Here is a 20,432-nt window from a genome sequence, read left to right on the forward strand (position 1 = left end):
CGGATCGCGCACACCCCGCTCTTTGTGCCTTGCCAACAACCCTGACAGGCCGCTAGCCTGTTGCCTGATCCGCCCGGGCCTGCCTCTACGCCGCATCGAGGCCGCCATTCCCAAGGGCTTTTGGTACCGCGGCAGGTCCGACCATATGCGCACCCAGTTTCTTCTCAACGGAAGACAGGTCACCGCTGACACAACTCCGACGACAACACTGCTCGACTGGCTGCGCGACACGCGCGGCCTCACAGGCACCAAGGAAGGCTGTAACGAAGGCGACTGCGGTGCCTGCTCCGTGATGGTCACGGACACATCAGGCGCGCGCGCGCTCAATGCCTGCATCCTCTTCATGCCCCAACTGGACGGCAAGGCCGTTCGAACGGTCGAAGGCATTGCTGCGCCCGATGGCACCTTGCACCCCGTGCAGCAGGCGATGATCGAACACCACGGCAGCCAATGCGGCTTCTGTACGCCGGGCTTCATCACCACCATGGCCACGGCACATCTGAACGGTGCCACTGATCACGACATACAACTGGCAGGCAACCTGTGCCGGTGCACCGGCTACGCCCCCATCATCCGCGCCGCCAAAGAGGCCGCCGGAGCCCCCGTGCCCGCCCACATGCATGACACTCCCGTTCCTTTCGCCGAAAATACCTCGGGGGAGCCGAAGGCGGGGGCAGCGCCCCCTACAACCCCCGGAGAGTTGGCCAAATGGCTGGATGGACATGCGAACGGCACGCTTGTCGCCGGGGCCACAGATGTGGGCCTGTGGGTGACCAAGGAATTCCGCGATCTGGGACCAGTGGCGTTCCTGAACCGCATCCCTGAACTTGCGGGCGTGACAGTGACGCCAGACGTCATCCACATGGGCGCAGCCACCACGCTGACCGAATTGCAAACCGCCATCGCCCCGCATCACCCGGCCTTTGCCGATCTCATTCATCGTTACGGGTCGGTGCAGGTCCGCAATGCAGCCACCATCGGCGGCAATGTCGCCAACGGATCCCCCATCGGCGATGGCTCGCCCGCGCTGATCGCTCTGGATGCCACGCTGCACCTGCGGTCCGTGCACGGGACGCGAACGCTTCCCGTGGCAGAGTTCTTCATCGCGTATGGCAAACAGGACCGCGCGCCAAACGAATTCATCGAAGCGATAACGATCCCACGGCAAGACGACGCCTTGCGGTGCTACAAGATCTCGAAACGATTTGATCAGGATATCTCGGCCCTATGCGGCTGCTTTTGGATCGACGTAAAGGACGGCACCGTGACCGAAGCGCGCCTTGCCTTTGGCGGCATGGCGGGCACGCCTGTACGCGCGCAACACGCAGAGGCCGTCTTGCAAGGCCGACACTGGTCCGAGGCGCAGATCCGCATGGCGATGACCGCACTGGCCGATGACTTTACGCCCCTGTCAGATATGCGCGCCTCTGCTGCCTATCGCATGGAGGCCGCGCAAAACATGCTCTGGCGTGCCTGGATCGAGGACAGCGGGGCCGCGACTAATGTGCGCGCGGTGATGCCATGAGCGTCTCCAAGCCCCTGCCCCATGACGCCGCCCACCTGCATGTCACTGGTGCCGCCCGTTACGTAGATGACACCCCCGTGCCCGCCGGCACACTGCATCTTGCATTCGGGCTCAGCAATGTGGCCGCCGGACGGATCACATCTATGGATCTCGACCCCGTGCGGGCGGCACCCGGCGTGATCGACGTGCTGGTCGCAGAGGATCTGCCCTTTGCCAATGACGTCTCTCCCTCCGCGCATGACGAACCGCTCCTGTCCGACGGCACGGTGCATTATGTGGGCCAGCCGATGTTTCTGGTGGTTGCGAAATCCCATCTGGAGGCGCGGTTCGCCGCGCGACAGGCGGTTGTGGACATCGCCGCCGAGACCCCGATTTTCAGTGTCGAGGACGCAATGAAAGCGGATGCGTGGTTCGAGGACGTGCCCCGGATCTACAGCCGGGGGGATCCCGCCAGCGAGATCGCGGGGGCGACCCATCGGCTGTCTGGCCGGATAGAGATTGGCGGGCAGGAACATTTTTATCTCGAAGGACAGGCCGCACTCGCTTTGCCGGGCGAGGACGGCGACATGCACATCATCTCGTCTACCCAACATCCCACCGAAATTCAGCACAAGGTCGCGGAAGCCATCGGCGTGCCGATGCATGCTGTGCGCGTGGAAACGCGGCGCATGGGCGGCGGGTTTGGCGGCAAGGAAAGCCAGGGCAACGCGCTGGCCGTCGCCTGTGCCGTTGCGGCCCGAAATACGGGCCGCGCGTGCAAGATGCGCTATGACCGCGACGACGACATGATCGTGACCGGCAAACGGCACGATTTCCGCATTGAATATGATGTGGGTTTTGACGATGCGGGCCGCATCCTTGGCCTCGATGTCCGGCATTTCACCCGCTGTGGCTGGGCCATGGACCTGTCGTTGCCCGTGGCGGATCGGGCCATGCTGCACGCCGACAACGCCTACCATCTGCCGCACGTTCGCATCGAAAGCCACAGGCTGCGCACCAATACCCAATCGGCAACCGCGTTTCGCGGGTTTGGCGGGCCGCAGGGCATGTTGGGGATGGAGCGGATCGTCGATCATGTGGCCGGGCATCTCGGGCTGGATCCACTGGCGGTGCGGGTGGCCAATTTCTATGCCTCCGGCGGGCATATTTCCGGAACAATGAAGGTGCAGACAACGCCCTATGGTCAGGCGGTCGACGATTTCATAGGGGATGCCGTGGTGGCGCGACTGCGCGAGACGTCGCAATACGACGCGCGGCGCGCAGCCATCGCAGAGTGGAACGCGGGCCAGCCGGTTTTGAAAAAGGGGATCGCCCTAACACCGGTCAAGTTCGGCATCAGCTTTACCCTGACCCATCTGAACCAGGCCGGGGCCTTGGTGCATGTGTATGCGGACGGCTCGATCCACCTGAACCATGGCGGAACGGAAATGGGCCAGGGTTTGTTCCAGAAAGTCGCGCAGGTTGCAGCCAGCCGATTTGGCGTGCCGCTGACAGCGATCAAGATCACGGCAACAGATACCGCCAAGGTGCCCAATACGTCCGCAACGGCAGCGTCCTCCGGCAGCGATCTGAACGGGATGGCGGTGAAAGCGGCCTGTGACATGATCCGCGACCGTATGGCGGCGCATCTGGCCGAGTTGCACCAATGCGCTCCCGAAGCGGTGGTGTTCTACGCAGGCCGCGTGCGGGCGGGCAGTGGCGATTACAGTTTCGCCGAAGTGGCCGCCATGACCTATGAGGCGCGGATCAGCCTGTCGGCCACCGGGTTTTACAAGACACCCGACATCCAATGGGATCGGATCAAGGGTGAGGGGCGGCCGTTTTTCTATTTTGCCTACGGGGCGGCAGTCACAGAAGTGGTCATCGACACTCTGACCGGCGAGAACCGGATTCTGCGTACCGACATTCTGCATGATGCAGGCGCGTCGCTGAACCCGGCGCTGGATATCGGTCAGGTAGAGGGCGGCTATGTGCAGGGAGCGGGCTGGCTGACCACGGAAGAGCTGGTTTGGGACGATGCGGGTCGGTTGCGCACCCATGCGCCGTCCACCTACAAGATCCCGGCCTGCGCCGACCGCCCGGACATTTTCAATGTGGCGCTGTGGGACGGTGAGAACCGGGCCGACACGATCTACAAATCCAAGGCAGTGGGTGAACCGCCGCTGATGCTGGGCATATCGGCGTTTTTGGCGCTGAGCGATGCGGCGGCGGCCTGTGGGCCGCATTACCCCGACTTGCAAGCGCCTGCGACACCCGAGGCGGTGTTGCGGGCAGTTCACGCGGCGCGCGGCGATGTTTGACCGCGCGGGCCTGATCGCTGCCTGTGCGAAACATGGGCCTGTCGTGCGGGTCGTGATTGCCGATGTCCGTGGATCGGCCCCGCGCGAGGTTGGCGCGGCGATGCTGGTGTGGGCCGATGGTCAATCCGGCACGATTGGAGGCGGCGCGCTGGAATACGCGCTTGCAGATGCAGCCCGGCACCTGGCCACAGATCGGCGCACGCGGCACGCGCTTGGGCCCGATATGGGGCAATGCTGCGGCGGGTCGGTCGAGGTGCTGAGCGAAGTCTATGATCTCGAACGGGCGCAATCGCTTGCTGTTGACGTGGTGGCACGGGGCACGGGCCCAATGCCGCTATCGGTCAAGCGCCTTTTGCGGATCGCGCGGGCGCAGGGCGTTTTGCCTGCCGAACAGATGCATGACGGATGGATGGTTGAGCCTGTGGCGCAGCCCGGACACGCCCTGTGGATCTGGGGCGCAGGGCATGTGGGGCGCGCACTGGTGGATGTGACGCACAAGATACCCGGGCTGGCGCTGAGCTGGGTCGATACCGGGCCTGAACGGTTTCCTGCGACGGTACAAGAGGGCGTGACGTGCATCCCTGCGGCAGATCCGGCCTTGCTGGCCGCGCATGCCCCGGAGGGCGCGCATCACCTGATCCTCACCTATTCGCACGATATAGACCTTGCGCTATGCCACGCCCTATTGGCCCGCGGCTTTGCCAGTTGCGGCCTGATCGGGTCGGCTACCAAATGGGCGCGGTTTCGCAAACGCTTGGGACAATTTGGTCATGGCCCTGCGCAAATTGCGCGCATCACCTGCCCGATTGGCGATCCGTCTTTGGGCAAGGATCCGCATATGATTGCGATAGGGGTCGCGCATCGGCTAGCACTGTCCCTGCAAGCGACGGAACTGGCGACGGAGAAACGCGCATGACAGACCTTTTGGCCCTGCGCGGCCTGACCAAGGCGTATCCCGGTGTCATTGCAAATGATGACGTGTCGCTGTCGATTGCGCCCGGAGAAATTCACGCGCTGCTGGGGGAAAACGGGGCGGGCAAATCCACTTTGGTCAAGATGATCTATGGGCTGGTCAAACCGGATGCCGGGAAGATGGAGATGAACGGTGCAGGCTTTGCCCCCACTGATCCCCGCGCCGCACGGGCCGCGGGGGTGGGCATGGTGTTTCAGCACTTTTCCCTGTTTGACGCGCTGAGCGTGGCGGAAAACATCGCCCTGGGTATGGAAACCCCGCCGCCCATGCGCACCCTGGCTGCGCGGATCGAAGAGGTCTCGCAAACCTATGGCCTGCCCCTGTCGCCGGACCGCACCGTGGGGGACCTGTCGGCAGGTGAACGCCAGCGGGTCGAGATTATTCGCTGTCTGCTGCAGGACCCCAAGCTGCTGATCATGGATGAACCCACAAGCGTGCTGACCCCGCAAGAGGTCGACATCCTGTTCAAGACCCTGCGCAAACTCAGCGCAGAAGGGACGGCGATCCTGTATATCTCTCACAAGCTAGAAGAAATCCGCGCCCTCTGTGACACCGCGACCATCCTGCGCGGCGGCAAAGTGGTCGGAGACTGCGTGCCGCGCGACACCTCGGCGCGCGAAATGGCCGAACTGATGGTGGGCAGCACGCTTGCCACACCCAAAAGCGCCGCCCACGCCACCGGCGAGGTGATCCTGTCGGTCACGAACCTTTCCGTGGCCTCGCCTTCGGCGTTCGGAATGGCGCTCAAGGACATCAGCTTTGCGGTGCAGGCGGGTGAAGTGCTGGGCATCGGCGGCGTGGCCGGAAACGGACAGGACGAATTGCTGGCCGTGTTGTCCGGCGAATTGCCCAGCGCGCCCGGTATGGTCACATTCGAAGGGCGCGATCTGGCCGGGATCGGGCCCGAAGCCCGGCGCGGTCTTGGCGTTTTGTCGGCCCCCGAAGAACGTCTGGGCCATGCGGCCGCCCCCAACATGTCCCTGACAGAAAACGCGATGCTGACAGGTGCGGCGCGCGAAGGGTTGTCAGCGCGCGGACTTTTGAACTGGCCCAAGACCCGCGCCTTTGCCACACGGATCATTTCGGAATTTGACGTCCGCACACCGGGGCCGGAGAATGCCGCCCGGTCTTTGTCGGGCGGTAACTTGCAGAAATTCGTGATCGGACGCGAGGTGCTGCAAAAGCCCGAGGTGCTGGTGGTCAATCAGCCCACATGGGGCGTGGATGCGGCCGCCGCAGCCGCGATCCGGCAGGCCTTGCTGGACCTTGCGGCCGGGGGCACGGCCGTTGTCGTGATCAGCCAGGATCTGGATGAGTTGATGGAAATTTCGGATCGGTTTGCCGCCCTGAACGAAGGGCGGTTGAGTGATCCCCGACCGACGCAGGGTCTGGATGTTGAACAGATCGGTTTGATGCTGGGCGGTGCCCACGGGATCGAGGTGGCGCATGTCTAGAAACCTCTTTGACAAGCAATCCGGAGCCGGCGCAAACCCGCTCGGCATGGCCGTTCTGTCTCCTGCCTTGTGGTTGGCCCTGCTGTTCGTCCAACTTGAAAAACGTCCACAGCCCAGCAAAGCCATGGCCTATGCCACGCCGGTGCTGGCCGTTGTGCTGACCATGATCTTTGGCGGCGTGCTGTTTGCGGTGCTGGGCAAGGACCCGTTGCAGGCCATCACGACGATCTTCTGGGAACCCATCTTTGGCGAATTCGCGTTCTTTTATCGCCCGCAATTGTTGATCAAAGGTGCGCCGCTGGTGCTGATCGCCATTGGGCTGGCCTTGGGGTTCAAGGCGGGCATCTGGAACATCGGGGCTGAGGGGCAGTACATCGTCGGGGCAATTTGCGGTGCCGGTGCGGGATTGGCGTTTTACCCGGCAGAAAGCGTGCTGATCTTTCCTCTGATGGTGTTGGCGGGCGCGCTCGGTGGGTGGGCCTGGGCCATGATCCCGGGTCTTCTGAAAGTGAAATTTGGTACCAACGAAATTTTGGTGTCGCTCATGCTGGTCTATGTGGCCGAACAGCTATTGGCCTCCATGTCACTGGGATTGCTGAAAAACCCCGAAGGGTTCGGCTTTCCCGGCTCGCGCAACCTGCAACAGTACCCCTCGGCCCATAACGCCGAGATCATCACCGGCACAGGTATGCACTGGGGGGTTGTGGCAGCGCTGATCGCTGTAATCTTTGCCTATGTTCTCTTGACGCGGCATAGTCTGGGCTTTGCTATTCGAGTCACTGGAGAGGCACCGCGCGCCGCCAAATTTGGCGGTGTGAATCCGGGCCGCCTGGTGTTGTTCTGCCTTGGCATCTCCGGCCTTCTGGCCGGGCTGGCCGGCATGTTCGAAGTATCCGGCCCGTCGGGCCAGATCAGCATCGATTTCAACGTGGGCTACGGATTCACTGCGATCATCGTTGCCTTTCTGGGTCGCCTCAACCCACTGGGCATCGTGGCTGCCGGGCTGCTTATGGCGCTGACCTATATTGGCGGGGACATCGCGCAAAGCCAACTGGGCCTGCCCGCAGCGGCGATACAGGTGTTTCAGGGGATGTTGTTGTTCTTCCTGCTGGCGCTGGATGTCCTGACCAACTACCGCGTTCGGTTCGGCAAGGGAGAAACAGCGTGACCAAACCGATTTTGTTGCTACGGACAGGGTACTGAGATGGACCTTTCAGCTATCAACCCCATCCTTTTAGTCGCTGCAATGATCGCGGCAGCCACACCCATCCTGCTGGCAGCAATCGGCGAACTGGTCGTCGAACGCGCAGGCGTGCTGAACCTCGGGGTCGAGGGCATGATGATCACCGGCGCGGTCTGCGGCTTCATCATCACGGTCAACACCGGCTCGCCCACGGTCGGGTTCATCGCGGCGGCCATCGGCGGGGCGGTGCTGTCGCTGCTCTTTGCCTTTCTGACGCAGGTGGCGCTGGCCAATCAGGTGGCCTCGGGCCTTGCGCTGACGCTCTTTGGTCTCGGGCTGTCGGCACTGATGGGGCAATCCTATGTGGGAATCAAACCGCCCCGGACCGAAAGCACACCGCTCGGCTCCCTTGCCGACATACCGGTGATCGGGCCGATTGTCTTTGGCCATGACCTGATTGTCTATCTTGGGCTCGCCATCGTGGCCGCCACATGGGCCACGCTGAAATTCACCCGCGCGGGCCTTGTGCTGCGCGCAGTGGGTGAAAACCACGATGCGGCCCACGCGCTGGGGTACAAGGTCAAACGCATCCGCACGCTGGCGATCATGTTCGGCGGCGCCTGCGCTGGTCTTGGCGGGGCTTATATCAGCCTCATCCGCGTGCCCCAATGGACCGAAGGGATGACGGCAGGTGTTGGCTGGATCGCTCTCGCCTTGGTGGTATTCGCAAGCTGGAAGCCGTGGCGTGTATTGCTGGGTGCCTATCTTTTTGGCGGAATCACACAGCTTCAACTGAACCTGCAAGGCGCAGGCGTTGCCATTCCTGTCGAGTATTTGGCAATGTCGCCCTACATCGTGACGATCATCGTACTGGTGATTCTAAGCGCAGACAAATCTCGCGCCCCCGGCTCTCTGGGGCGCACATTCCACGCCTCGGGATAAGAGGCGCACCTAAACGGGGAGAAGACCTGACATGAAATTCACAACACTTTTGGCAAGTGCTGCCATGGTACTGGGCCTTGGCGGCGCAGCGCTGGCGGACGGCCATGAAAAGACAAAGGTCGGTTTCGTCTATGTCGGCCCGATCGGCGATGGCGGCTGGACCTATGAACACGACAAGGGTCGCCTCGCGGTCGAGGCGGAGTTCGGCGACAAGGTCGAAACCGTTTATGTGGAAAACGTGGCCGAAGGGCCGGACAGCGAACGCGTGATGACGCAGATGGCGCTGGACGGGGCGGACCTGATCTTCACCACCTCCTTTGGCTACATGGACCCGACCAACAACGTCGCGGCCAAGTTCCCGGACGTGAAGTTCGAGCATGCGACGGGCTACAAGCGTTTGCACCCCAACGTGTCGACCTATTCCGCGCGCTTTTACGAAGGCCGCGCCATTCAGGGCCACATCGCGGGCAAGATGACCAAGTCCAACATCATCGGTTATATCGGGTCCTTCCCGATCCCCGAGGTGATCCGCGGCATCAACTCCGCCTATATCCACGCGGCCAAGGTGAACCCGGATGTCGAGTTCAAGATCATCTGGGTCTACACTTGGTTTGATCCGGCCAAAGAGGCCGACGCCGCCAAGGTTCTGATTGAACAGGGCGCGGACGTCGTTCTGCAACACACCGATTCCACAGCGCCCCAGGCCGCCGCGCAAGAAGCCGGTGGCGTCGTGACCTTTGGTCAGGCCTCGGACATGGGCCAGTACGCGCCCTTCCCGCGGGTTTCGTCGATCATTGATGACTGGGCCCCCTACTACATCGCGCGCACACGCGCCGTGATGGACGGCACGTGGGAGCAGAAGGACACATGGGACGGCATCGGTGCTGGCATGGTCGGCATCGGTGAAATTACGGACGCCGTGCCCGCAGATGTGAAGGAAGAGGCGCTGGCGCTCAAGGCCGCGCTGGCCGACGGTTCCTACCACGCGTTTACCGGTCCGCTGAACAAGCAGGACGGCTCGCCCTTCCTCGCCGAAGGTGAGACGGCCGATGACGGTACGCTGGCTGGCATGAACTTCTATGTCGAAGGGATCGAAGGCGAGATCCCGCAATAAGCCAGTTGGCTTTGCGATCAGGACAAGGGCCCCGCTTTGGGGCCCTTTTTCGTCAAAGTCATCGTTAACAAATGCTTGACTGTTGCTGGATATGCTCTTGCTCTGACACGGCTCTTGCAATTTCTCACCTTGGCGACGGGCCCGCCAGAAAGGACACGTAATGCGTCTCAACCGGCTCTTTTCTTGGATTTTCACTTCTCTCTGCCTCGTTGCCGCGCCTTCGGTTGCGCAGCCTGTGGATACTGTTGTGGCGGCAAACTACGCGCCATTGATGATCCAGGATGATCCTGAGCGGCCCGGTTACGCCGTCGAAGTCCTGCACGAAGCGGCCCGACGGTGCGGCCGGAGCATCGACATCACCTTCATGCCATTCGAACGGGCAATGCTGTCGTTGCGCAACGAGAAGGACGTGATCATGCCCGCGTTGTTTTTCGGCAAGAAACAGAACAACGCATTTCAGTGGTTGGTCGAGATCAACAGTGCCAACCTTCGAGTTGCGACCATTGGCGACCGTGTCGATACGCTCGAAGCGGCACGAAAACTTTCGTCCATCGCGGTGGAAAGCGGGACAACCGCGGACGCGATGCTGACCGAGCTTGGATTTGACAATCTCGTGCGCACTGTGGCGCCTGAATCCAGTGGCCTGATGCTGGCGGCCGGGCGCGTGGACGCCTGGTTTCAGGATGGAAACACGATACGGAATTTCTGGACACAGCTCGAGCTCACCGAACCTCTGGTATTTGGCGAGGTCTTGCGAGAGGTGCCCATTTATCTGGTGGCGAGCACGGGACTGAATGCAAAAGTGGCCGACGGTTACCGGATTGCGGTGGAGAACATGCGCGCCGACGGCACGCTTGATAAAATTGCAAAGCGCTACGGCAACGACTGACGTGCAACGCCGGGTGACATCCGGTGCCACGTGGTCCTTCTAACCCGGAAAAATACGCGCCATCTGTGTATCGAAATAGACCCAGGTCATCGTCGCCTTGTTCCCGGCATAACCGTGATAATGCGACTTGCCCGTGTCATTCGGCAGGCCCGCCCAAATCTTGGCAAGGTTGTTCATGAAACTGTGGCGCGGCATGTCGCCGGCAAGAAAGTCGTGCAACCCCGCCTCTGCCAACAGCACATCCGCCAACTGATCCTGGAGCCGCGGGGTAAACCGCACCTTGGGATCGACACCCAGACGTTTGACCAAGCGGCGCAAGGTGGGCGGGATGAACTGATAACGGCCGATAGCATGCGGTTGACCCGGTGTGTCGTCGATCCAGTCATAGATCTCTTGTACCGTCATGGTTGTCGGCGGCGCGCCGGGCTTGATCGTCGCGCCGTATTGCACCGCATCATAGCCTTTGGACCCGGCCTCGGCCTTGGCGATCAAGCTGCGCAAATCGGCCAAGGGGCCACGACGGGGACCGGACAAGATGTCGGGGGCCGCGGACAATCGCTGTGGCGGCGGCGACAGCAGGCTTTTACCTTCGGTGCCAAGAAACAGGCTGGGCGAGGCGCGTGCAGGTGTGGGCGTGATTGCGACCAGGGGGCGTGCTTGGGTCAAAAGGCTGCCGCGGCCTATCATCGGCAGCGCCTCGGCCCAGACCGGCCCGGCGCAAGCAACCGCGCCCACCGCCAAAATGCCCAACATCCCACGCATCGCAACTCCGTTCTGAAATCTTCGCGTTGTCCCCCTGATGCGCTTGGCATGGTTGACAGAACCTTGCCCGTGGCTTGCGATTTCCTTCAAATACGATCTAATACCTCTGCCTTGCGCGCCTCGAGAAACCGGATAAGAGGCACGTCCGTCGCCAAGTCAATCGCCCGGCCATAGGCGTGCGCCGCGTCGTCCCAGGCACGCAATTGTGCCAGAAATTCGGCCCGCGCGGCCCAAATGGATTGAACATCCGCGCCCAACTCTGCGCTGATACCGTCCAACGCTTCGAGGCCTGCGGATGGCCCGTGCAACTTCCCGGTCACGACGGTTTGCGCAACTGCGGCTCCCACTGACGGGGCGCTTTGCAACAGCGCGTGGTAGAGTTGATTGAGCGCGGCCCAATCAGTTTCGCCCGTTTCCGCGCGCGCCATGTGGACCTGTTGAATGGCCGCCTCGATCTGAAAACGGCCCGGCGCTCCCAAGGCGAATGCTCGGGCCAACATCCGGCCGGCATAAGCGCGCACGTCGCAGTCCCATAATGTCACGTCCTGCGCATCTGTCGGCACCAAAACGCCACCCCGTACACGTGCGTGACGACGCGCATGACCAAATGCAATCAGGGCCGCCAGCCCCAGCGCTTCGGGCATGTCCGGCAATAGCCGCACCAACAGATCGGCAAGGTACAGCGCCTCTTCTCCCACGCTGTCAGACGGTGCCACCCAATCGACCGTATGCGCTGCATAGACTGCTTCGAAGATCGCCTCGGCCCGGTCGGGCAATCCGTCGGCGTCCGGGACGGCAAAAGGGATGCCCGCATCGCGCACCTTGGCCTTGGCCCGCACCAGCCGCTTTGTCAGCGCCACGGGCGACACCATGAAGAGCCGCGCAATATCCCGCGCCTCGATTCCCAAAACGGTCTGGAGCATGAGCGGCGTGTGCAGATCCCGCGCAATCGCAGGGTGTGCGCAGACCATCAAAAGGGCCAGACGTTTGTCGGGCAGGGTCTGCATGTCCTCTGGGGCCGCCATGTCGGGCACCTCGTCATTGGAGTGGAACCGGGCGACGTGGCGCTGCCTGTCCGTCATCCGGTTGCGCGCCACGGTCATCAGCCAGCCGTCCGGGTTGGCAGGCACTCCGTCACGTGGCCAGGTCTCGAGCGCCTTGGCAAAGGCATCGGCCAGCGCATCTTCGGCAAGGCCGATATCGCCCGTGCGCGCAGCCAGAAAAGCAAGCAACCGGCCATAGCTGTCCCGCGCGACCCGGTCGGCCGCGCGGGCTGCGTCTGTCACCCCTCACCCATCGCGGTGGGGCGAATTTCGACCTTGCCGGTCTTGGCCGCCGGGCATTTTTCCGCCCACGCCATTGCGGCATCCAGATCGGGAACATCGACGACGAAATACCCGCCAAGCGTCTCTTTGGTATCGGCAAAAGGCCCGTCCTGCACCTGCCGCGTTCCCCCCTTGAGCGTCAGGGTCGTCGCCGTCGATACCGGTTGCAGCCAATCCGTGTCGACAAAGACACCTGCCGCGTTCAGTGCACCGATATAGGCCCCGTAAACTTCCTTTTCGGCACCCCAGTCCTCGGGCGTCATGTGGGCCAGATCGGCGGGGTCCGTGTACAGCAAGAATGTATAGCGCATGTTGTGTCCTTCCTCAGATCGCTTTGGCGAGGTTGCCAAGCCCTTGTTCAAAAGTCTTGCCGATCATGCCGTCCATGAACAGGCCCATAACGCGCCCGGCGGGGTTAAAGCCCATGTCCGCATCCATGCTCCAGGTCACGTGTACACCATCCGCGGCCGGTTGAACGGTGATGGCTTGGGTGGGCTTGCCCATCGGGCCAAGGTCGATGGCATAGCGGACCGTATCGCCGGTAACCGCGGCCACGACTTGAGTGCCCTTGCCCTCCTTGCCATCAAAGGCAAAGCCTGACCCGACCCCGGCATCCGGGCCGAAATGCGAAATCTTGAGCGCAGGATCGGTCGTCAGATACGGGTTGAAGGATTGATAGCCGGTGTTTGACGCAGCCAGCGACAGCACCGCTTCTGGTGTGGCTTGCAATGTGGCACTGCGCTCCACATGCACATGGCGTGGCAGCAACATGCTGCCTGCGACGGTCAGGGCGGCAACGCCTCCGATCCCTGCCAGAATCGTCCAAATGGTCATTTTTTGTCTCCTCGTTCAGGTCAAAGGCAACAGCGCCTTCACCCTCATGACGAACGAGCCGCGCCCCGATGGACACCGCGGCGAAAAAAATCACAGATGCGCGTCAAAAACCTGCCAGATCGGCAGCAGGGCTTGTACTTGATCCACGGTGGCCTTGACCACGCCGCGCGTGCGCCAGTCGGTCGGCATTGGCGCACTGACGGCCAACGCTTTGCGGCGCAAGAGGTCGCCATGCGGATGGTCGGGATCGAATGGTTTCGGCACGCGTTTGAGCGGCTCGGGCCCCCAATCGCTGATCGCGGCACACGCGTGCGTGGCCGCATCATCCATCGCTGATTGCAGATCATCGCCCCATTGATCGACAAAAGCGCGAAACCGGGTCAGGCCACTGCCCTGCAATCCCATGACACCCATGCCCAGCAAAAAATACTCGGGCGACAGCCCCCAGAACCAGCTCGGGGCCAACGCGTCCTGATCCACGGGCTGCCACATCACGTGCAGATGGGTGTTGAGCGGCGTCTTGTCCTTGGAAAACCGCACGTCGCGGTAAATGCGAAACACCTTGGGATTGTGCGGCTTGCCCGTCAGCCGCGCGATATCCTCAGCCACGAGATCGGCAAAGAACCCGGCGGGCCCGGCGATTGCATCCTTGTAGTGGTCCTTGCGCGGCGCAAACCAGTCCTTGGAATTGTTGGCCTCCAGCTCCGTGAAAAAGACCAGAGCCGCGTCCACCATCGCCTCAAATCCATCCGCCATGTCCATCCTCCACCAAAAGATACGCGCCACGGCAGCCTAACATGACACCACGCCCGCGGCCCAGTTGCGTTGCCGCGCGCAATTGCCGTTGCGCATGGCGTGGCTGCATGGCACCACTTTCGCCATGATCACATCACCCAACGGCACCCCGCTTTCACCGCTGACCTTCGGCACAATGCAGTTCGGCGGCAACGCTGACGAAACCGCCAGCCGCGCCATGTTCGATGCCGCGCGCAACGCAGGGGTCACCCATTTCGACACAGCCTATGTTTATACCGGCGGAGCGTCCGAAACGCTGTTGGGCGAAATGGTACAGACCGAGCGCGATGACCTGATCATCGCGACCAAGGCAGCCTATGACGGCGGGTCGGGTCGCGGCAATATCCTGACCGGTTTCGCCACTTCGCAGAAACGGTTGAACCTTGATGTGGTGGACATCCTCTACTTGCACCGCTTTGACGATAACACACCGCTACAGGAAACCTTCGACGCCCTGGCTACCCTCAAGCACGAGGGCCGCATCCGCCATATTGGCGTCTCCAACTTTGCCGCCTGGCAGGTGATGAAGGCCCAGGCTGTCGCCGCCGCATTCGACATCCGCATCGATATCATCCAACCGATGCACAGCCTCGTGAAACGCCAGTCCGAGGTCGAGCTTTTCCCGATGTGCGTGGACCAGGGTATCGAAATCGCGCCCTACTCGCCCTTGGGCGGCGGGCTTCTGACCGGCAAATATTCCCAGGGTGCCTCGGGTCGCCTTACCGAAGACAGCCGCTATGCCGCGCGCTACAACGTCGCGTGGATGCACGAGGCCGCGGCCAAACTGGCCGCTCTGGCCGACGAGACGGGGACAAGCCCAGCAACGCTGGCCGTGGCGTGGGCGATGGCGCATCCCGCCCGCCCCCGCCCCATCGTGTCCGCCCGGTCCGCCGCACAATTGGCGCCGTCCCTTGAAGCACTCAACATCGAGATGACGTCAGATCTCTACGACCGCATCACCGGCTTCAGCGTCACACCACCCCCCGCCACGGATCGGATCGAAGAGGCGTGACAGACATCATCGTCATCGGTGGTGGGATCGCGGGCGTCTCGGCAGCCGCCCGTCTGGCACAAGACGCGCATGTCACGCTGATCGAGGACGAACCCGCCTTGGGTTATCACGCATCCGGCCGGTCCGCCGCACTCTTCGAGGAAAACTACGGCTCCGCGTCCGTGGTCGCCCTGAACAAGGCCAGCGCCGCCGACCACCAGCCTTACCTGACCCCGCGCGGCCTGATGCTGCTGTCCCGCGCCGGAGAAGAAGACCAGTTCCGGGCCGACACCGAAACGCTGGGCTGCGCCGAGATTTCGCTGGCCGAGGCCCATCGGCTCGTGCCCATCCTGAACGACCGGATCACATGCGCGGCCTATCATGACGGCGCTCAGGACATAGATACCGATCGGATGATCCAGGATTTCGCCCGCACCGTGCGGGCGCATGGCGGCAATATCCTCACCGGTGCACGGGTCACGGCCATCACACGCGGCAAGCGCTGGGAGGTCACCTGCGGTGACGCGACCCACAACGCCGACATTCTGGTCAACGCAGCAGGAGCCTGGGCCGATGCGCTCGCGCAGATGGCAGGGATCGCACCGATTGGCATCACGCCGCTGCGCCGTTGCATGGCACGCATTCCCGCGCCGGGCGGTCATGATGTCTCGCGCTGGCCCATCTTCTTTGGCGTGGGCGAGACATGGTACGCCAAGCCCGACGCGGGCAAGCTGCTGGTATCCCCGGCCGACGAGGATCCGGTGCAACCGCATGATGCCTGGGCCGACGACATGGTCCTTGCCGAAGGGCTGGACCGTTACGCCCAACATGTGACCGAACCTGTTACGCGGCTGGAAACCAGCTGGGCAGGCCTGCGCAGCTTTGCCCCGGATCGCACGCTGGTCCTCGGCCCCGCACCGTCTGACCAGACCTTTGTCTGGTGCGCCGGTCAAGGCGGCTACGGTTTCCAGACCGCACCCGCCGCGAGCCGCCTCATTGCCGACCTCCTACTGGGCCGCAGGCCGGAAATTGACGCGCATACCATCAAATCGCTGTCGCCAGCCCGATTCTGAAACGATAGGCTGACGCACATGTTGACCCGTATCCTGATTGCCGCCCTCGTTTTCCTGGCCGCCTGCGGCCCTGCACCCTTCACCGGCCCGATGATCATCGGCGATACCGATCCTGTGCGTTTTTCCGGCCGCCAACCCAGCACATATCCCGTCCGGGGCATGGACGCCGCGCGCTTCCAGACCTTCGTCGACTGGGTCCGCGCCAAGGCCGTCGGTATCGAATTTGTCTTCCTCAAAGCCACCGAAGGCGGCGATCTGGCGGACCCGGCCTTTCGCGACCACTGGCGCGGTGCCGGCCGCGCGGGCATCAAGCGGGGCGCCTATCACTTCTACTATTTCTGCACGACACCCGAGGTCCAGGCACAGTTCTTCATACGCACTGCGCCGAAAACGCGCGGCACTCTGCCCCCGGTCCTGGACATGGAATGGAACCCGTTCTCTCCCACGTGCCAGCGCCGCCCGGATGGGGCAACCGTGCGCGATGAAATGCGCCGTTGGATGGCCCTGGTCGAAGCACACTACGGACAACGCCCGATCATCTACACGACACCGCGCTTTTATCGCGAAAACGGGCTGGGCGCTTTCACAGATGTCGATTTCTGGCTGCGCACAACCGCCAAAACACCTGCCGAAGCCTATCCCGGCCAAAGCTGGCGCTTTTGGCAATACACAGCCACCGGCACATTGCCCAACACCGCAGGTGCTATCGACATCAATGCGTTCAACGGCTCAGTCGACGACTGGAACGCCTGGCTCACCAGACGCACCGTGCGCTAGGGTCGGCGGGCGGGCGCCTTTGGCCGTCGGGCCAAACAGAGCCGCCCGACGCCCTCACCCATCCTTGCGGATCGCCTCGTTCTTGGGATCATAGGGGCTGTCCACGACGATCTCGGCCTCCCACTTCTGATCCAGCATCTTCACCTGTAGCTTGGTGCCCGGCACCGCCAGATCAGGGGTGACATACCCCATGCCAATCGACTTGCCAAAGGCCACGGAATAGCCACCAGAGGTCAACCGTCCCACACGTGTCTCACCGTGATACAGCACTTCCCGGCCCCATGGATCGGCATCGTCCGGTCCATCGATCAAAAGCGTCACGCATTTCGACCGCACGCCAAGCGCTTCCATCGCCGCCCTTCCATGAAATTCCTTGGATAGGTCCACAAAACGCGGCAGATCCGCTTCAATCGGCGTGGCGTCGCGCCCCAGTTCGGTGCCAAACGCGCGATAGGATTTCTCTTGCCGCAACCAGTTCTGTGCCCGCGCACCCACCAGCTTCATCCCATGCGGCGCGCCTGCCGCGACCAATTGATCCCACAAGTAATTCTGCATCTCGATCGGGTGGTGCAATTCCCATCCCAACTCGCCCGTATAGGCAACGCGGATCGCACGTACCGGACACATGCCCAATTCGATGTCACGGCAGCTCAGCCACGGGAAACGCTTGTTCGACAGTGCCGTCTCCGGATCCGCATCCTTGATCAGCGGCGCCAATACGTCACGCGATTTCGGCCCGGCAATCGCGAACACACCCCATTGGGTCGTCACTTCCTGCGCATTGATACGACCGAACTCCGGCTCCATATCCTCGATGGCCTTGTAGAGGTAATCCTGATCATAGGCCGTCCACGCGCCCGCCGAGACAAGGTAATAGTCGTTCTCGGCCAACCGTACGATCGTATACTCCGTCCGCGTCGTCCCCGCCGCCGTCAGCGCATAGGTCAGGTTGATCCGCCCGACCTTTGGCAACTTGTTGGTGGTGAACCAATCCAGGAACGCGGTCGCCCCCGGCCCGCTGATCCGGTGCTTGGTAAAGGCTGTCGCATCGATCAGCCCGACACCGTCGCGGATGGCTTTTGCTTCGTCCACCGCATGTTGCCACCAGCCTCCGCGCCGGAAGGACCGGCTGTCGTGGTCGAAATTCTCCGGGGCATCAACGGGCCCATAATAATTCGGCCGCTCCCACCCGTTCACAAACCCGAACTGCGCCCCAGCCGCCTTTTGCCGATCATAGGCGGGTGATGTCCGCAACGGGCGGCAGGCGGGCCGCTCCTCATCCGGGTGGTGCAGGATGTAGACGTGGTCATAGCACTCTTCGTTCTTGCGTGCCGCGAACTCGGTCGTCATCCAATCGCCATAGCGTTTGGGGTCAAGGCTGGCCATGTCGATCTCGGCCTCGCCTTCTACCATCATCTGCGCCAGGTAGTACCCCGTGCCACCCGCAGCCGTGATCCCGAACGAGAACCCTTCGGCAAGCCACATGTTGCGCATGCCCGGTGCAGGTCCAACCAGCGGGTTGCCATCGGGCGTATAGCAGATCGGCCCGTTGAAATCGTCCTTCAGGCCGCTCTCTTCACAAGACGGCACCCGGTGGATCATCGCCATATACTGCTCTTCGATCCGTTCCAGATCCAGCTGGAACAGATCCGCACGGAAACTGTCCGGCACACCGTATTCGAACCGCGCAGGCGCGTTCTTTTCATAGACCCCGAGAATCCAGCCCCCGCGTTCCTCACGCACGTAGGATTGCGCATCCGCGTCGCGGATCACGGGGTGTTCTGCATTGCCCTCGGCGCGGAATTTGACCAGCTCAGGGTCCTGCTCCATCACGATGAACTGATGTTCAACCGGGATCGCGGGCATCTTGATGCCCAGCATCTGCGCCGTACGCTGGGCGTGATTGCCGCTGGCGGTCACCACATGCTCGGCGGTGATGACGACCTGTTCGTCTGAGGCGACAAGGTTGCCCCCCTTTTCCACCATCTTGGTGGCCGTCACCTCCCAGGCCTCCCCGTTCCAATGGAAGGCGTCAGCCTGCCATTTGCGCTCGATCATTACGCCGCGCTGACGGGCCCCCTTGGCCATCGCCATGGTGACATCCGCCGGGTTAATGTAGCCGTCAGTCTGGTGATAAAGCGCGCCTTTCAAGTCCTCGGTCCGGATCAGCGGCCACTTTGCCTTGATCTGCTCGGGCGTCATGAATTCGTATGGTACACCACAGGTTTCCGCCGTCGAAGCATAGAGCATGTACTCGTCCATGCGTTCCTGCGTCTGCGCCATACGCAGGTTGCCCACCACGGCAAATCCGGCATTCAAACCCGTTTCCTCTTCAAGGGTCTTGTAGAACTTGATGGAATAGTCGTGGATATGCGTCGTGGCATAAGACATGTTGAAATAGGGCAGCAACCCCGCTGCATGCCAGGTCGACCCCGAGGTCAGCTCGTCACGCTCGAGCAGCATCACATCGTCCCAACCCGCACGGGCCAGATGGTACGCAATCGACGTGCCCACCGCGCCACCGCCAACAACCAGCGCTTTTACCTGCGTCTTCATGTCCTGATTCCCCTCACGAACGGTCTATACAGTTCTAAAAAACCAAATCGCACCGCGCGCCAACAAGCCGACCACTGAACCGCAAAAAACGACCCGTTGCGCCAGACCGGGGCATGCGTGCTAATGGCAAGGTGTCATGCAAGGCGGAGCCGGGAATGCGACTGACAGTTTTGATCCTTTGTTTCTGCCTCGCAGGTATCTCGCGACCGGTCGCGGAAACACCCGTGCCTGAACTGCGGATCGACGACGTGCCATTCGCTCCGCGCGGCGTGCAATCCACGGGCTGCGGGTTCTCCGTGGGCGTCGACGCTCGCTGGCGCACCGAAAAAGTGGCCAAAACGGACAGCCGGGGGCGCAAATGGCAAGGCCTCAAGGCCACCTATGGCGCAGACGAAGCGAAGGCCCATTTCAACCATCCCATCATCGCCGCCACCGCGACGCCTCTGGTCACCTTTACCGGCGAATGCGCGCGACACACCTGGCCCGAAACCGCTGCTAGGGACCGAACGGAACGTGTCGCGAAATGGGCGCGCTCACAAGGATACAGGGACATCCGCACCCGCAAACAACGGCATGCAGGCAGAACCTGGCACATCGTCGAATACCAGACCAACAAGAAAGGGACGCTCTGGACGTCTCAACAGACCCTCATGTCCCTGCAAAACGACGTCTTGCTACGCGTGTCGTTCTTTGGAACCACTTCGGCCTGCCGCGGGTTCAACGGCCTGCTCAGTGCGAACCACACGCACGAAGTCGAAGTGGACGGCAAAACGCTGCGCGCCCGGTTCGGAGATGCCAAGACCATCAACAATGGCATCGTCTGCGCACAGAGGCGCCATGGCGAGAACCTGAAACTGTTCACAACGATCCGCCGCACGATGCGGTAATGTCCGTGCTATGCGCCAAATCGGGAATCGTGTCGCGCGTCAGCGCGTCCTT

At 62.2% G+C, this 20,432-nt stretch carries 18 protein-coding genes; 12 read left to right on the forward strand and 6 right to left on the reverse strand.

The genetic code is table 11. From position 1 onward, the window contains the following. The first annotated feature begins 145 nt into the window (after positions 1-145). The 8 genes from xdhA (at position 146) to Q0949_RS17595 (ending at position 10,380) form a co-directional block, all read left to right on the forward strand. On the forward strand, positions 146-1,525 hold the full coding sequence (xdhA, locus tag Q0949_RS17560) for a xanthine dehydrogenase small subunit (protein WP_299375317.1): 1,380 nt from the start codon (positions 146-148) through the stop codon (positions 1,523-1,525). Then, positions 1,522-3,825 carry a xanthine dehydrogenase molybdopterin binding subunit gene (gene xdhB, locus Q0949_RS17565; RefSeq protein WP_299375320.1) on the forward strand — a complete coding sequence of 768 codons (2,304 nt, stop codon included), beginning with the start codon at positions 1,522-1,524 and terminating at the stop codon, positions 3,823-3,825. Before xdhA ends, xdhB begins: the two co-directional genes overlap by 4 nt. Continuing rightward, a complete protein-coding gene (gene xdhC / locus Q0949_RS17570) occupies positions 3,818-4,741 on the forward strand; it encodes a xanthine dehydrogenase accessory protein XdhC (RefSeq protein ID WP_299375323.1) in 924 nt (307 codons plus the stop codon). The genes xdhB and xdhC overlap by 8 nt, the downstream gene beginning before the upstream one ends. Then, positions 4,738-6,252, forward strand: a complete 1,515-nt coding sequence (locus Q0949_RS17575) for an ABC transporter ATP-binding protein (RefSeq protein ID WP_299375326.1) — start codon at positions 4,738-4,740, stop codon at positions 6,250-6,252. The genes xdhC and Q0949_RS17575 overlap by 4 nt, the downstream gene beginning before the upstream one ends. A gap of 46 nt (positions 6,253-6,298) precedes the next feature. Next, positions 6,299-7,420 carry an ABC transporter permease gene (locus Q0949_RS17580; protein WP_299375421.1) on the forward strand — a complete coding sequence of 374 codons (1,122 nt, stop codon included), beginning with the start codon at positions 6,299-6,301 and terminating at the stop codon, positions 7,418-7,420. Positions 7,421-7,456: 36 nt separating this feature from the next. Next, a complete protein-coding gene (locus Q0949_RS17585) occupies positions 7,457-8,377 on the forward strand; it encodes an ABC transporter permease (RefSeq protein WP_299375329.1) in 921 nt (306 codons plus the stop codon). 31 nt (positions 8,378-8,408) lie between these two features. Then, a complete protein-coding gene (locus Q0949_RS17590) occupies positions 8,409-9,491 on the forward strand; it encodes a BMP family ABC transporter substrate-binding protein (protein ID WP_299375332.1) in 1,083 nt (360 codons plus the stop codon). A 160-nt stretch (positions 9,492-9,651) separates the two neighbouring features. After that, complete coding sequence (locus tag Q0949_RS17595; protein ID WP_299375334.1) at positions 9,652-10,380, forward strand: transporter substrate-binding domain-containing protein; 729 nt, start codon at positions 9,652-9,654, stop codon at positions 10,378-10,380. Positions 10,381-10,419: 39 nt separating this feature from the next. Here Q0949_RS17595 and Q0949_RS17600 read toward each other — a convergent pair whose 3' ends face one another. From Q0949_RS17600 to Q0949_RS17620, 5 genes are all read right to left on the reverse strand, one after another. Next, the gene (locus Q0949_RS17600; protein WP_299375336.1) at positions 10,420-11,142 is read right to left on the reverse strand and encodes a hypothetical protein; all 723 of its coding nucleotides are present in this window, start codon (positions 11,140-11,142) and stop codon (positions 10,420-10,422) included. Positions 11,143-11,228: 86 nt separating this feature from the next. Next, positions 11,229-12,428, reverse strand: coding sequence for a DUF6596 domain-containing protein (locus Q0949_RS17605; protein WP_299375338.1), 1,200 nt, complete (start codon positions 12,426-12,428; stop codon positions 11,229-11,231). Beyond that, the gene (locus Q0949_RS17610; RefSeq protein ID WP_299375340.1) at positions 12,425-12,778 is read right to left on the reverse strand and encodes a YciI family protein; all 354 of its coding nucleotides are present in this window, start codon (positions 12,776-12,778) and stop codon (positions 12,425-12,427) included. The genes Q0949_RS17605 and Q0949_RS17610 overlap by 4 nt, the downstream gene beginning before the upstream one ends. 13 nt (positions 12,779-12,791) lie before the next feature. Continuing rightward, positions 12,792-13,301 carry an SRPBCC family protein gene (locus tag Q0949_RS17615; RefSeq protein WP_299375343.1) on the reverse strand — a complete coding sequence of 170 codons (510 nt, stop codon included), beginning with the start codon at positions 13,299-13,301 and terminating at the stop codon, positions 12,792-12,794. Positions 13,302-13,391: 90 nt separating this feature from the next. Then, on the reverse strand, positions 13,392-14,057 hold the full coding sequence (locus Q0949_RS17620) for a DUF2461 domain-containing protein (protein ID WP_299375346.1): 666 nt from the start codon (positions 14,055-14,057) through the stop codon (positions 13,392-13,394). 94 nt (positions 14,058-14,151) lie between these two features. Between Q0949_RS17620 and Q0949_RS17625 the strand changes: the two genes are divergently transcribed. From Q0949_RS17625 to Q0949_RS17635, 3 genes are read left to right on the forward strand one after another with little or no spacing between them, the layout of a single operon-like run. After that, on the forward strand, positions 14,152-15,108 hold the full coding sequence (locus Q0949_RS17625) for an aldo/keto reductase (protein ID WP_299375348.1): 957 nt from the start codon (positions 14,152-14,154) through the stop codon (positions 15,106-15,108). Beyond that, positions 15,105-16,160 carry an FAD-binding oxidoreductase gene (locus tag Q0949_RS17630; RefSeq protein WP_299375352.1) on the forward strand — a complete coding sequence of 352 codons (1,056 nt, stop codon included), beginning with the start codon at positions 15,105-15,107 and terminating at the stop codon, positions 16,158-16,160. Before Q0949_RS17625 ends, Q0949_RS17630 begins: the two co-directional genes overlap by 4 nt. 18 nt (positions 16,161-16,178) lie before the next feature. Then, positions 16,179-16,937: a GH25 family lysozyme gene (locus Q0949_RS17635; RefSeq protein WP_299375355.1), complete on the forward strand. Its 759-nt coding sequence runs from the start codon at positions 16,179-16,181 to the stop codon at positions 16,935-16,937. 54 nt (positions 16,938-16,991) lie between these two features. Here the strand turns inward: Q0949_RS17635 and Q0949_RS17640 are convergent, their stop codons facing one another. After that, positions 16,992-19,493: an FAD-dependent oxidoreductase gene (locus Q0949_RS17640; RefSeq protein ID WP_299375358.1), complete on the reverse strand. Its 2,502-nt coding sequence runs from the start codon at positions 19,491-19,493 to the stop codon at positions 16,992-16,994. 155 nt (positions 19,494-19,648) lie between these two features. On the opposite strand from Q0949_RS17640, the gene Q0949_RS17645 reads away from it, so the two are divergent. Next, entirely contained in the window at positions 19,649-20,380 is a 732-nt protein-coding gene (locus Q0949_RS17645) for a hypothetical protein (RefSeq protein WP_299375361.1), read from the forward strand. The last annotated feature ends 52 nt before the right edge of the window (positions 20,381-20,432 follow it).

Source organism: uncultured Tateyamaria sp., from assembly GCF_947487805.1.
GTDB lineage: Bacteria > Pseudomonadota > Alphaproteobacteria > Rhodobacterales > Rhodobacteraceae > Tateyamaria.

Coding starts and splice junctions, on each gene's coding strand:
- xdhA (WP_299375317.1), top strand. CDS start 146: ATGCGCACCCAGTTTCTTCTCAACGGAAGACAGGTCACCGCTGACACA.
- xdhB (WP_299375320.1), top strand. CDS start 1,522: ATGAGCGTCTCCAAGCCCCTGCCCCATGACGCCGCCCACCTGCATGTC.
- xdhC (WP_299375323.1), top strand. CDS start 3,818: ATGTTTGACCGCGCGGGCCTGATCGCTGCCTGTGCGAAACATGGGCCT.
- Q0949_RS17575 (WP_299375326.1), top strand. CDS start 4,738: ATGACAGACCTTTTGGCCCTGCGCGGCCTGACCAAGGCGTATCCCGGT.
- Q0949_RS17580 (WP_299375421.1), top strand. CDS start 6,299: ATGGCCGTTCTGTCTCCTGCCTTGTGGTTGGCCCTGCTGTTCGTCCAA.
- Q0949_RS17585 (WP_299375329.1), top strand. CDS start 7,457: ATGGACCTTTCAGCTATCAACCCCATCCTTTTAGTCGCTGCAATGATC.
- Q0949_RS17590 (WP_299375332.1), top strand. CDS start 8,409: ATGAAATTCACAACACTTTTGGCAAGTGCTGCCATGGTACTGGGCCTT.
- Q0949_RS17595 (WP_299375334.1), top strand. CDS start 9,652: ATGCGTCTCAACCGGCTCTTTTCTTGGATTTTCACTTCTCTCTGCCTC.
- Q0949_RS17600 (WP_299375336.1), bottom strand. CDS start 11,142: ATGCGTGGGATGTTGGGCATTTTGGCGGTGGGCGCGGTTGCTTGCGCC.
- Q0949_RS17610 (WP_299375340.1), bottom strand. CDS start 12,778: ATGCGCTATACATTCTTGCTGTACACGGACCCCGCCGATCTGGCCCAC.
- Q0949_RS17615 (WP_299375343.1), bottom strand. CDS start 13,301: ATGACCATTTGGACGATTCTGGCAGGGATCGGAGGCGTTGCCGCCCTG.
- Q0949_RS17620 (WP_299375346.1), bottom strand. CDS start 14,057: ATGGCGGATGGATTTGAGGCGATGGTGGACGCGGCTCTGGTCTTTTTC.
- Q0949_RS17625 (WP_299375348.1), top strand. CDS start 14,152: ATGGCGTGGCTGCATGGCACCACTTTCGCCATGATCACATCACCCAAC.
- Q0949_RS17635 (WP_299375355.1), top strand. CDS start 16,179: ATGTTGACCCGTATCCTGATTGCCGCCCTCGTTTTCCTGGCCGCCTGC.
- Q0949_RS17640 (WP_299375358.1), bottom strand. CDS start 19,493: ATGAAGACGCAGGTAAAAGCGCTGGTTGTTGGCGGTGGCGCGGTGGGC.
- Q0949_RS17645 (WP_299375361.1), top strand. CDS start 19,649: ATGCGACTGACAGTTTTGATCCTTTGTTTCTGCCTCGCAGGTATCTCG.